The 12,231-nt window shown below is 45.0% G+C and carries 12 protein-coding genes; 10 read left to right on the top strand and 2 right to left on the bottom strand.

Annotated features, from left to right (window positions below; translation table 11 throughout):
* Nucleotides 1–70 precede the first annotated feature (70 nt).
* The 9 genes from B1A85_RS19015 (at nucleotide 71) to B1A85_RS18975 (ending at nucleotide 9,172) form a co-directional block, all read left to right on the top strand.
* The gene (locus B1A85_RS19015) at nucleotides 71–1,216 is read left to right on the top strand and encodes an ABC transporter ATP-binding protein (RefSeq protein ID WP_104548308.1); all 1,146 of its coding nucleotides are present in this window, start codon (nucleotides 71–73) and stop codon (nucleotides 1,214–1,216) included.
* A 251-nt stretch (nucleotides 1,217–1,467) separates the two neighbouring features.
* On the top strand, nucleotides 1,468–2,559 hold the full coding sequence (locus tag B1A85_RS19010) for an extracellular solute-binding protein (protein WP_104548307.1): 1,092 nt from the start codon (nucleotides 1,468–1,470) through the stop codon (nucleotides 2,557–2,559).
* 245 nt (nucleotides 2,560–2,804) lie between these two features.
* Complete coding sequence (locus tag B1A85_RS19005; RefSeq protein ID WP_168192437.1) at nucleotides 2,805–3,863, top strand: extracellular solute-binding protein; 1,059 nt, start codon at nucleotides 2,805–2,807, stop codon at nucleotides 3,861–3,863.
* A gap of 1 nt (nucleotide 3,864) precedes the next feature.
* The gene (locus tag B1A85_RS19000) at nucleotides 3,865–4,713 is read left to right on the top strand and encodes an ABC transporter permease (protein ID WP_104548305.1); all 849 of its coding nucleotides are present in this window, start codon (nucleotides 3,865–3,867) and stop codon (nucleotides 4,711–4,713) included.
* A gap of 10 nt (nucleotides 4,714–4,723) precedes the next feature.
* Nucleotides 4,724–5,569 carry an ABC transporter permease gene (locus tag B1A85_RS18995; RefSeq protein ID WP_104548304.1) on the top strand — a complete coding sequence of 282 codons (846 nt, stop codon included), beginning with the start codon at nucleotides 4,724–4,726 and terminating at the stop codon, nucleotides 5,567–5,569.
* Nucleotides 5,570–5,691: 122 nt separating this feature from the next.
* The gene (locus B1A85_RS18990; protein ID WP_210404589.1) at nucleotides 5,692–6,039 is read left to right on the top strand and encodes a hydroxyisourate hydrolase; all 348 of its coding nucleotides are present in this window, start codon (nucleotides 5,692–5,694) and stop codon (nucleotides 6,037–6,039) included.
* A gap of 32 nt (nucleotides 6,040–6,071) precedes the next feature.
* Nucleotides 6,072–7,175 carry a PotD/PotF family extracellular solute-binding protein gene (locus B1A85_RS18985; RefSeq protein ID WP_104548303.1) on the top strand — a complete coding sequence of 368 codons (1,104 nt, stop codon included), beginning with the start codon at nucleotides 6,072–6,074 and terminating at the stop codon, nucleotides 7,173–7,175.
* Nucleotides 7,175–7,789 (top strand): flavin reductase family protein, encoded by a 615-nt coding sequence (locus B1A85_RS18980; RefSeq protein WP_104548302.1) that lies wholly within the window; start codon nucleotides 7,175–7,177, stop codon nucleotides 7,787–7,789. The genes B1A85_RS18985 and B1A85_RS18980 overlap by 1 nt, the downstream gene beginning before the upstream one ends.
* A gap of 87 nt (nucleotides 7,790–7,876) precedes the next feature.
* The gene (locus B1A85_RS18975; RefSeq protein WP_104548301.1) at nucleotides 7,877–9,172 is read left to right on the top strand and encodes an amidase; all 1,296 of its coding nucleotides are present in this window, start codon (nucleotides 7,877–7,879) and stop codon (nucleotides 9,170–9,172) included.
* Between the two features lie 2 nt (nucleotides 9,173–9,174).
* Here the strand turns inward: B1A85_RS18975 and B1A85_RS18970 are convergent, their stop codons facing one another.
* Together B1A85_RS18970 and B1A85_RS18965 are read right to left on the bottom strand one after the other, a co-directional pair.
* On the bottom strand, nucleotides 9,175–9,879 hold the full coding sequence (locus B1A85_RS18970) for a Uma2 family endonuclease (RefSeq protein ID WP_104548300.1): 705 nt from the start codon (nucleotides 9,877–9,879) through the stop codon (nucleotides 9,175–9,177).
* Between the two features lie 200 nt (nucleotides 9,880–10,079).
* Nucleotides 10,080–11,045 carry an FCD domain-containing protein gene (locus tag B1A85_RS18965; protein WP_104548299.1) on the bottom strand — a complete coding sequence of 322 codons (966 nt, stop codon included), beginning with the start codon at nucleotides 11,043–11,045 and terminating at the stop codon, nucleotides 10,080–10,082.
* A gap of 447 nt (nucleotides 11,046–11,492) precedes the next feature.
* On the opposite strand from B1A85_RS18965, the gene B1A85_RS18960 reads away from it, so the two are divergent.
* Nucleotides 11,493–12,227: an aspartate/glutamate racemase family protein gene (locus B1A85_RS18960; RefSeq protein WP_104548298.1), complete on the top strand. Its 735-nt coding sequence runs from the start codon at nucleotides 11,493–11,495 to the stop codon at nucleotides 12,225–12,227.
* Nucleotides 12,228–12,231 lie beyond the last annotated feature (4 nt).

Raw genomic sequence — 12,231 nt, 5'->3', positions numbered from 1 at the left:
AAGTAAGATGTCGAATTATTGCAAATTATATTGCGACGCTGATATAAACCCTACTTAGTGTAAATAAATCATGGAATCGGTAAAGCATATTGACTTAGTCACCAGCCCTGTTCCAGTTCAATCTCGTGAAGTCTACTCTGGTCATAGCTTAGCGCTTGAGGAGATCGTGCATCGTTTTGGAGACATGGTGGCGCTGCAAGATATTCATTTGAATATTCAACCAGGTGAATTCGTCTCCTTACTAGGTCCAAGTGGTTGTGGTAAAACAACGCTGCTGCGAATTATTTCTGGCTTTCTCAAACCAACTTCTGGCAGAATTCTGATCGATGGTCAATCGGTAGGCGCACTTTCACCCAAGCAGCGGGGTGTAGGAATTGTCTTTCAAAACTACGCCTTGTTTCCCCACATGAGTGTTTGGGACAACGTGGCATATGGCTTGCGTGCTAACCGCGTGCCGCGTGGTAGAGTTGCCAATAAAGTTGGCGAGATGCTCGAACTTGTGCAACTCGGTCATCTTGCCAAGCGGTATCCGAGTGAATTATCCGGCGGACAACAACAGCGAGTTGCGATCGCGCGGGCTTTAGCCGTAGAACCGAAACTGATGCTCTTAGATGAGCCTTTCAGCGCATTGGATAAAAATCTGCGCCTTGATATGCAAATTGAAATTCGTCGTTTATTCAAAGAACAAGGAATTACAGCGATTCTGGTGACTCACGACCAAGAAGAAGCCATGAGTATGTCGGATCGCATTGCAGTTATGTCGCAGGGAACCATTCATCAATTTGGTACTCCAAGTCAAATCTACGACCAACCTGCCACACTGTTTGTCAGTACCTTTGTGGGTACGTGTAACCTTCTACCAGGTAAACTTGTCGAACGCGATACTTCAGATTGCGTGGTAGAAGTTCCAGGCGGCGGAAAACTACGAGTTGCCAATCACGATACATTACAATCGCATAACGATGTCTTGCTCGCAGTCCGACCAGAAAACTTGCGAATTCAAACGCAACCTAGTACGCATTCTCTACCAACCATCGTCGAAATGTGTTTACCGTTAGGGGCTGTGATGGCATACGAGGTGCAAATCGCACCTAACACCAAAGTTAAGGTGACACAACCGCGCCTTCCTGGATCGCGTCCGCTGCAACAAGGACAACAAATTTATCTGGAACTCGCATCGCCGCACGCTTGTGCATTGTTTCCCGCAGTGAGTTGAGCGTAGCTATACATTCTTAGTTATTCAACTGAAATCTATGAATCATCTCTAGACGCAAGTTTCATGGCAGGTATGGCGATGACAGGATAAGGAAGCAGTAATTCATTGCCGGTAACTGGGAAGATGCCCACCAAAGTATTTTAGTACCAGTTTGACGAGTACGAAACGTTTATCTATCAAGATGGGGCAACGTCTCAACAGCGATCGCAATGGATTGAGCGCTTTAACCGAGAAGTTACAGTTGAAAAACCATGCAAAACCAGAGAATGCTCGTCATGAGTCGTCGAGCCATGCTAGGAACAAGTTTGTTTGCAGGCGCAAGTTTACTGCTTAAAGCTTGCGGTGGAACAACGACAACAAGTGATAGTAATACAAGTAGCAGAATTATTGCGACGTGCTTCGCTGGTAGCTGGGAACAGTTTTATCGCAATGTTCTGATTCCGGCTTTCACTCAAGCGCATGGCGGCGAAGTGAGCTTAGTGCCAATGGTGTCGCTAGAGCAAGTCGCGCAACTCACTGCATCGCCTAACAATCCGCCGTTTGATGTTGTTTTACTTGATGAAGGACCGTTTAATGCTGCACCACAAGAACAGTTATTTGTCAAGCCTAACGTTAATTTAATTCAAAATTACGCTGATGTTTTACCAGAGTTGCAAAATCCTGATGGGTGGGCACCAACGACAGGCGTTCAAGTTATGGGTATTGCCTATAATCCTAAAACGGTAGCAACGCCGCCGACATCTTGGGAAGATCTGTGGGATTCTCAGTATCGCAATCGCGTATCTATGCAAGGAATGCAGACGACTCAAGGGACTTCTTTGATGGTGCAAATTGCGAAAATGCGCGGCGGAGATGAAACTAATATAGAACCAGCGTTTGCTGCACTTCAAGACTTAAAACCAAATTTAGCAGGAATTGCTGCGAATGCAGGGGCGTTAGCGACACTTTTTCAGCAAGAGGAAATTGATTTAGCACCGCACGATTTGAATAACGTTGTAGCGCTGCGATCGCGCGGTGTCAATATCGATTGGGTAATGCCGCAAGAAGGCGGAATTGCTTTACGTCCCGCGCAGCAAATCGTCAGAAATACAAGTGTCGAGCCAGAATTAGCAGCGGCGTTTATTGATACTGCGCTGAGTACTGAGGTACAAACGGCGATGGCATCGGAGCCTTACTACTTTTTACCTTCTAATCGCAACGTTGTCTTATCAGGGGTGTTGGCAGAAAAACTAGGTAATAGCTCAGCAGAGGTTTTAGATAAATTAGTACTCCTTGATTGGAACGCCATTAATAAACAGCGTACAGCTTGGATTGAGCGTTTTGACCGCGAAGTGCAAGTTTGACGTGAAGATAGCCTGGCGACTGAAGTCGCGGCTGAAAAACAAAGTCCACTTGCGCGGACTCATGAAATCAAGGTTGTATAAGCCGAAAATTCATCCATTCGTACTAACAATAATTAATTGTTCCTCTGCTCCTCTGCCCCTCTGCCCCTCTGCTCCTCTGCTCCTCTGCTCCTCTGCTCCTCTGCCCCTCTGCCCCTCTGCTTCCATCTACTGAAAACACTATGTATCACAGACCTACCACTAAAATGACTCGCCGCGCCGTGCTTGGTGCAGGACTTTTTATTGGTTCTAGTTTGATATTAAAAGGATGTCAAAACGCAACAGATTCGGTATCAAGTACGCAAGAATTAATTGTGACAACTTATGGTGGTTCTTGGGAAGAGGGGCATCGTCGCGAACTTGCAAGTTCATTTACAAAAGCGCATAACGCGAATGTGCGCGTGATTTCTGAACCAGGTTTAGAAGCTGTAGCTAAAGTGATTGCCGCGCGGACATCACCGCCGTATGACGTGATTTTGATTCCTGAAGGACCAATGTTTACGGCACAAGCAGAAGGCGTTCTGCAAGAATTTCCGCAAGATGCAAGTCAAAATTATGCCAGTATTTTGCCGCAGTATCGCAATCAAGGATTAGCCCCAATGGTGGCGTCGCAAGTTTTGGGAATTGCTTATAATCCCGAACGAATAAAAAATCCACCGCGATCGCTATTAGAACTTTGGCATTCAGAGTATCGCGATCGCGTCGGGATTCCTTCGTTAGAAAGCGGGTTGGGAACGACGTTTTTTGTCGAACTGGCGCGCTTAGAGGGGGGAAGTGAAAATGACGCGGAAGGTGCCTTTCGCAAGTTAACGCAGCTTCGTCCGAATCTAGCGGCGGTTGCGCCCAATCCAGGAAGTTTAGCAACGTTGTTACAACAGGGTGAAATTGATATCGCGCCGCATTGGTTCGACTATGTAAGCGGTATTCGTAGTAAAGGAGCCAGTGTCGAGTGGGTTGCTCCTACCGAAGAACTAGCTTCATCGAGTTCCTCATTGCAAATTGTGAGAAACTCCGGCGCGACGGAACTTGCAGCAGCTTACATTGATACAGCACTTTCGTTAGAAGTGCAAAGTGCGATGGCGCAGCCACCTTATAACTTTGTTCCCACGCACCAAGACGCGCCGATTCCAGAAGAACTCGCGCAAAAATTGGGGAAAAGTCCGAGCGATCGCTTAGATGAAGTGGTCTTTATTCCAGATTGGCAAGCAATTAACCCTAATCGTTCAGCTTGGATTGAGCGTTTTGATCGAGAGGTAAAAATATAATATGACTGCAAAGTTATTTGCCCCACGAGAATGGCAACTAGCACTACCACTCGCCATTTTCTTACATTTATTCTACGTCGCGCCTTTGGCTGTTTTACTGGCATCAAGCTTTCAAACCGCGCCTGATGTCCCTAGCTTTACTTTGGCGCAATATTGGCAATTCTTCCAAGATGCTGTAAATCGCAAGGTTCTACTCGATACGTTTTGGTTAGGAGTGCAAGTAACACTTGCTTGTTTGTTGTTTGGCTATCCTGTCGCGTATATTTATGCAAATGCACCCGCGAAGTGGAAAGGACTTTTGACTTTTTTGATTCTGTTACCGCTGCTTACCAGTTCGGTAGTGCGGACTTTCGGCTGGGTTGTCATTTTAGGAAGACAAGGACTCGTCAATTCGCTGCTACAAGGCATAGGGTTCATCGAAGACCCAGTTAGGTTACTGTTTACGCATCAAGGAGTCGCGATCGCCATGACGCAAATTCAGCTACCTTTGATGATTTTGCCCATCGTTGCATCGCTAGCACAAATCGACCCGCGACTCGCCGCAGCATCAGCAAGTTTAGGTGGCGGCGCTTGGCGGACATTTTGGAAAATTACTTTTCCGCTGACATTACCTGGAATCATTTCCGGTTGCTTGCTTGTATTTGCCATTACCGTCAGTTCGTTCGTGACTCCCTCGATTATTGGTGGCGGGCAAATTATGTATATGCCAACGCTGATTTATCAGCAAGGTGTTGTGCTGTTAAACCGCTCGTTTGCAGCAACTATCTCTGCAATTTTACTTGTCATGGTCTTAATTGTTGTCTTTGGACTCAGTAGTTTGGGTCAGAAAAGTCGTGATTACGTTCGCTAGGAGTTAACCTGTGTCAAATACCACAACAGTACGCGCTTCCTCAAGTCAGGCTGATAAATTAGACCGCGTATCTTTTAATTGGGTCATGTGGGGCATTGCGATTTTTAGTCTCATTGTTCTCACAATGCCAACTTTAGTTGTCTTAATTGCTTCATTTAGTTCAGCGCAAACGTTACGCTTTCCTCCCACAGGTTTTTCATTGCAGTGGTATATCGCGTTGTTCGACTATCCAGAATTATGGTCGGCTGCGATAACTAGTTTTCAAGCGGCGTTGTGGACAACGTTAATTTGTATCGTACTCGGTGTTTGTGCTTCTTTAGCAATGGCAGGCAGTCGCGCCCGCTGGGTAGCCGCAATGGATGCACTCGTGATGTCGCCTTTGGCGTTACCTGGTATTGCCGTAGGCTTGGGAATTCTGACTTATTTCAGTTTACTGGGAATCAGACTTTCCTTAATTACGCTTGTGATTAGTCACGTTGTCATTTGTATTCCTTACTTGCTGCGCACAACACTCGCAAGTTTGATTCAACTGGGAACATCGCTGCGCGAAGCTTCAACTGTACTAGGTGCAAGTCCCGTGTATACCTTCTTTCACGTCACGCTACCGCTGATTAAACAAGGGGTGATTACAGGCGCATTTATGGCATTTTTGACTTCGTTTGACAATATTACGGTTTCCTTGTTTTTATCCGATGCGCGTACCGAAGTTTTACCAATTCGGATGTGGTCAATGATTGAAAATGATTTAGATGTCCGCGCCGCCGCGATTTCAGGAATTTTAATCGCGATCACGGCGTTGTTGATGGTATTGATGGAGCGGGTTTCGGGTTTATCTAAGTTCTTGGTTAAGTCTTAAAGGAAGAGGGAATAGGTAATGAGTAATTGGTAATTGGTATTACAAGACTTTACCATTCACTCAGCAACTTCGCAGTAAAGCAATCCTTTTCTCTACTAATTCATTCTTCTTGAAGCGCTTTTATGGCTGGTGGAATTTCAATTCATGTTGTTGATGTGACGCGGGGATTACCGGCGGCTGGAATGGTAGTGGAGATTTTTAAAGTTGGTGGCGATAAGATTGCGGCAGGTGTGTTATCGCACCAAGGCGTGTTAGATCATTCTGTGGTTCGTGGTGAAAATGTTGAGCCTGGTAACTACGAAGTTGTCTTTCATATCGGTGAGTTTTACCATCAGCTTGATTACGCTTTATCTGAAGAATTTCCATTTTTAGATGTTCGTTTCGCTTTGGCGTTAGTGACGTTGAGCAACATTATCATCTTCCACTTAAATCACCTTGGGGTTTTTCGCTGCTTCGCGGTGGATAGTTAATGTCGTTTTTACAAGTTGTTTAGATTAAACATATGTCAAGGTTATTTGCTCATCAGTTTTCGCGTCGTACTGTCCTCGGTGCTGCTATGTTTGCAGGAGCAAGTTTATTGCTCAAAAGTTGTGCTACTGATACAGCTACGGATACATCGTCACCCACTCAAGGTGGCGGACAGTTTGTGACAGCAGCGTTTCCCGGGACAACCGAAACATTGACTCGCGAAAAAATCGTCCCTGAGTTTACTGAGGCTACAGGAACGCAAGCAAGTATTGTACCGTTATTAGCATTTGAGCAAGTCGCGCGTCTCAAAGCATCTGCAACGAATCCACCGTTTGATGTGGTGTTGCTAGATGATGGACAGACGAATATCGCCATTAGCGAGGGTTTAATTCAAAAATTTCCCGCAGATGCGAGTGAGAATATTAAAAATATTGAGTCTGCGTTTCTGAGTCCTGAAGGTTTTGCGCCTATTTTTTATGCGCAAGGAGTTGTGCTGGCTTACAACACAGAAAGAATCCAAACTCCACCAACATCTTGGGAAGCTTTGTCGAACAGCAATCTTGCTGGTAGTGCTGGCTTGGTGAGTATGAATAGCGTACTTGGAACGAGCTTTATGGTCGAGTTAGCACGCACGCGGGGAGGCGGTGAATCGAATATTGAACCCGCGTTCGCTATGCTCAAAGAAATTTTACCGAATGTGAATGGTGTTGCCGCAAATCCTGGCGCATTGTTGACGTTGTTTCAACAAGGAGAAGTTGACATTGCACCGATGTGGCATAACGATGCTGCGTATTTGAAAACTCGTGGTATACCAATCGAGTGGACAGTTCCCGAATCCGGACTTGTTGGGGCACGTTACAGCATGAACGTTGTGAGCAATCCCCGATCGGGTCTAGATGTAGCGGTTTCGTATATTGATGTAGCGCTTTCTGACGAAGTGCAGTCGTATCTTGCGAGTAGTCCCTATTTCTACGTTCCGGCAAATAGAAATGTACAGTTAGCACCTGAGATTGCTGAACAGCTACAAGCAAATACATTAAGTGAGTTTATGCAAAGGGTAAGTATTTTAGATTGGAAAACGATTAATACGCAGCGATCGGCGTGGATTGAGCGGTTTAATCGAGAGGTACAGGCATAATGATTTCTTTTGTGCCTGAAGAAATGGAGCCTCGCGCTCCTTATCATTTACTAACTAGCATTGTTGCACCGCGTCCGATCGCATGGGTGTCCACAATCAGTAAAGATGGTAAACCGAATCTTGCCCCTTATTCGTTTTTCAATGCGGTTGCGGGTTTTCCCCCTACAATCATGTTCTCGGTTTCGTATCGGCAAACAAAGGAACCTAAAGAAAAAGACACGTTGCGTAATGTACGCGAAGTTAAGGAGTTTGTTTGTCATATTGTCGATGAAACAATGGCAAACGCGATGATTGAAACCGCTGTTGATTTACCTTATGGGGTGAATGAATTTGAAGTGGCAAAACTCAATACTATTTCTGCAACTGACGTGCAGCCGTTACGGATTGCTGATGCTGCGGTGGCGATGGAGTGTCAAGTCACGCAGATTGTTCCTGTGGAAGGTGCTACGAATGTTATGGTGTTAGGTCGTGTTTTGCGCTTTCACGTACGCGAAGATTTGTATCGTCCTGAAATGGGATTAGTTGATACTGTTCGCATGAAGCCGATTACGCGGTTGGGCGGTGCGGTGGAATATACCAAGATTGGTGAGTTGTTTTTCTTGGGGAATCATTGAAAAGCAGAGGGAGCAGAGGACGCAGAGGACGCAGAGGAGAAATTATTTGTATTTTTGACTTTGTGAAGTATTACGATCGCCCACATTATGACAGATTACCCAACTGCTCAAACTATTGTTGAAGAGATGCAGCAGGGTAGTGCTGTCAAAGTTCTTGAAGCATGTTTGGCGCGGATTCGCGAACGAGAACCTGTAATTGGGGCTTGGGAATACCTTAATCCTAATGCGCTTGTGCAAGCTCAATATTGCGATCGAGTGCGATCGCAAGGTAAAGTATTAGGGACACTGCATGGTGTTCCGGTTGGCATTAAAGATACGTTTGCAACCGTTGATATGCCGACGGGATGGGGAACGCCAATTCATCAAGGACGCCAGTTTGGGTATGATGCAGCAGTTGTTGAACGCCTCAAAGCAGCGGGTGCGGTAATTGTGGGGAAAACAGTTACGACGGAGTACGCGATTGCTCGCCCGAATAAAACTCGCAATCCTCACAACCCCGAACACACTCCTGGCGCAAGTTCAAGTGGTTCAGCAGCAGCAGTGGCTGATGGAATGGTGCCGATCGCAATTGGTACGCAAATGGTTGGTTCCACATTACGCCCTGCGGCTTACTGCGGAATTTTTGGTTTCAAACCTAGTTTTGGCGTGATTTCACGTTATGGTTTGATGCCAAGCAGTCGCGAACTCGATTGTGTTGGTATTTTTGGGCGTAGTATTGCAGACATTGATTTAGTATTGAGTGTGTTAGCTGGAATTGATCCGCGCGATCCTGATTGTTACGGTACGTTGATTACTCCACCACCACGCAAGAATCATCTTAAGTTTGCACTTATTCTGAGTTCACAATGGTATCAAATCAAAGACGAAGCAAAACAAGTACTTTTCGATAGCGTCACAACACTGACTGCGGCAGGTGCAACGGTTTCACAGGTAGATTTACCGTCAGAATTTGATGCGTATCTCGATCGTGTTGATATTCTCTGTGCGACAGGTATTGCGGCAAATCATGGCGCAGATTACGATCTTTATGCGCAGAAGATGTCTTCTAAGTTGCAGCAACTAATTGTTAGAGGACGAAACGTAGATGCGATCGCATACTCTCAAGCTCGTCATGCTGTTGTTGAATACAACATCACACTGGCAAAAATTTTCTCAGAATTTGATGCTATTTTGACACCAGTGACAACGGGTACTGCACCCTATGGACTAGAAAATACTGGTTCTCCCGTCTTTTGTGCCTTATGGACATTGTGTGGATTACCTGCAATTAGTATTCCAGTAGGGATGAGTAACGGTTTGCCTTTGGGTATTCAGCTGGTTGGAAAACGCTTGTGCGATCGGGAATTACTTGAAATAGCCCAGTTTCTTCACTCGCTTGCCTAATTCTAAAGGGTATCTGGATCGATTCCCCGTTCTTTTAATCTGGCAATCAGTTCCTCTGTCTTGCGTCGCTCCTGTTCTAGCTGCTGATAAGCTTGTTCTGCCCTTTCATCTGGTGAGGGCAATCGGTTTCCCTCTGAATCATACCAGTACAACCACTCGCGATTCCACCCCCGGTATGTTCCCTGCGCTCTACCAATCCCTAAACCAATTTCCGGCATCCAAAATGGTTCGCCCGATTGCAGTACATACGTCCCATGCACTAAACGATACACCTCAAAGGGACTATGATTGTGACGAATGTAATACTCTGGGTTGTAAACTGCGTAGTAGGTCACGCCAAGATTTGCATAATCATCTTTCTTCGTGTCGTACTCTCCGCCGTAAGTTTTAGACACATACTCTAGGACGAAAACGGGAATTTTACCCTCTTGCCAAACTACATAACTTAACCTACCGCCTTGCTTTACCAGCCGCTCAACTCCTAAGCATAAAAAGCCATCTGGGACAATGGGCGGCTTTTGCAGGTCATAGTAGACACCCATGTTTATACCCCAAAACCAGTCTGTGCGGTGACGGAAGACCCAGGATAGAATATCATCTAGCAGGGAAGCAATCAGAACTTGGAGTTGACTATCCACAGGCTTATGGTCAGTTTCAGGCAGTTCTTCCTCGGTGGGAAGGAATTGTAACGGGTTGTACTGTACCATAACGACCCTCTCTGAAGACGAACTGCTCAGATCTTAACGTGCGCCACTGTAACCCAGAAACAGCAAATTCTGGATTACTGTCTAAAGTGGGTGTGCATAGTTAAATATCACATACAATAATTGTCGGGTAATGGGTAATCGGTAATGGAAAATAGATATTCTTACCAATTACCAATGACCAGTTACCAACCCTTAAGTATTTATTTGTCTTGAGCAGATTTTACCCAGCGAATAATTGTATTATGATTCACACCTGTGATTCGCTCAATGTCGCGAAATCCCATGCCGTTGTTGTGTAAGGTTATGCACTTCTGTTGAATTTCTGCTGAGTAGCGCGATGATTCATAGGTAGCAAGAAACTGCCGTCTACACTGTTTACAAATATAACCTTGTTTACCCATGCGCCGTCCGTTGCGGCTTACCTCAAAAGATAAGCACCGAGGGCATTGTAGCGCTTCTTGTTGAGGAATCGTTTCTGCTGACGACGTTGTTAAATGCGATCGCTCGAATATTTCTATAATTCGCTGCTGGCTTGCTGTGAGATGATGCGTGATGTATTTTACGGCGGCTGGTGCATCGCGATGGGCGATCGCTTCATACACTTGTCGATGTTCGCTGTGGATGTTTGTAATGTCGGGTTCAGTTTGTAATGTTTGAGTTCTGAGCAGTCGAGTATGATTTGATAGACGATCCAATAGCGGTACTAACCAAGGATTATCTGAACTTTGGGCAATTAAACGATGAAAGTCAAAATTCAGATCGAGTAGTTTGTCTTGCAATTGCTTGTGTCCTTGCTGTGCTAAACTTTCAGCTTGGACAAGTGTTTGCTCAATTGCTTTTAACTGTTCGGTGGTAGCGTTTTCACAGGCTCCTACAACACTTAGCTGTTCTAGCGCAATTCGGCAATCGTAGAGTTTAATGGCATCGTGTAACGAAAGCTTAGTAATGTATAGTGCCCCATCACCATCCGACGCTAGTAAGTTTTCTTGCTGCAAGCGGCGAATTGCTTCGCGTACTGGAGTTCTACTTACTTGAAAACGTTGTGCAAGTTGACTTTCGATGAGTCGCTCATCTACAGAAATTTCACCTGATAAAATTGCTGAACGCAAGGCTAAATACGTTTGTTCGTATAGCGGCTTACTACGTTGTGGCAATTGCGAAGTCAATCTTACATCTCCTGTGTAGCGGATAGCCTTCTTTTAATTTAACGTCCATGATGTCTACTGTATTTACACAAAGCTTCTCGCCCCCTAAATCCCCTAATTTTAGGGGACTTTGAACTTTATGCGGTTTGCTAGGAGGAGTAAATAATTATGAATTGATTAAATGTAGTTTGGAATACAGTTTCTATCATTATTTTTGTATACAGTAATTCGATAATTTCATGTATTGTTGTGCAAAAAAATCAGGTTATTTTCGTAGTAAGTAGGCGGGCATAATTAAACATTACACTTGACATTTGTTGAGTAATGGGTAGTCGGTAATGAGAAAAAAGATATTTACCAATTACCAGTTACCAACTACCAGCCCTTAAGTGAGATTTATTTTTACCCACTTATTTACACTTTTGAGCATCGCATCAGTGTACTGTTTTCGATTTATGCGAGTCATGCATGGCTAAGCGAATTCTGTTAGGAATGCTTACTCCTTCTTCTAACACTGTTCTCGAACCAATAACGAGTGCAATGGTGAGTAGCTTGCCTGAAGTTTCAGCACATTTTGGGCGGTTTCGCGTGACAGAGATATCGTTGCAAGAGCAAGCGTTACAGCAGTTTGACAACACGCCACTGGTTGATGCTGCGCAACTTTTAGCTGATGCTAAAGTGGATGCGATCGCCTGGAATGGCACATCCGCAGGATGGTTAGGATTTGAGGCTGATATACAACTGTGTCAGCAGATTAGAGAAACGACAAAAATTCCGGCAACAACTTCGGTGTTAGCACTTCTAGAAATTTTGCGATCGCGCCACATCACCAAGTTTGGACTTGTTACGCCATATCTTACTGATGTCCAAGAACGAATTATCGTCAACTTTGCCGAAGCAGGGTTTCATTGTATTGCTGAACAACACCTCAATTTATCAGTTAACTTTGATTTTTCGGAAGTTACCGCAGATAAGCTAACTTCAATGATTCGCACTGTAGCGGCACAACAACCACAAGCTATTTTGACTTTTTGTACTAATTTGCGGGCTGCACCATTAGTAGCTGAATTAGAACAAGAACTTGGGATTCCAATCTACGACACTGTTGCAGTAGCCGTTTGGAAATCGCTTTGTATTGCTGGCGTTGATGCTAGCCGCGTTGAGGGATGGGGTAGTTTATTCTCGCACTCAATTGGTAAGTAGGGGA

Origin of the sequence: Chroococcidiopsis sp. TS-821 (assembly GCF_002939305.1) — a bacterium.
Lineage (GTDB): Bacteria > Cyanobacteriota > Cyanobacteriia > Cyanobacteriales > Chroococcidiopsidaceae > Chroogloeocystis.
Note: the sequence above shows the minus strand (reverse complement) of the source record. Positions and strands in the feature narration are given on the sequence as shown.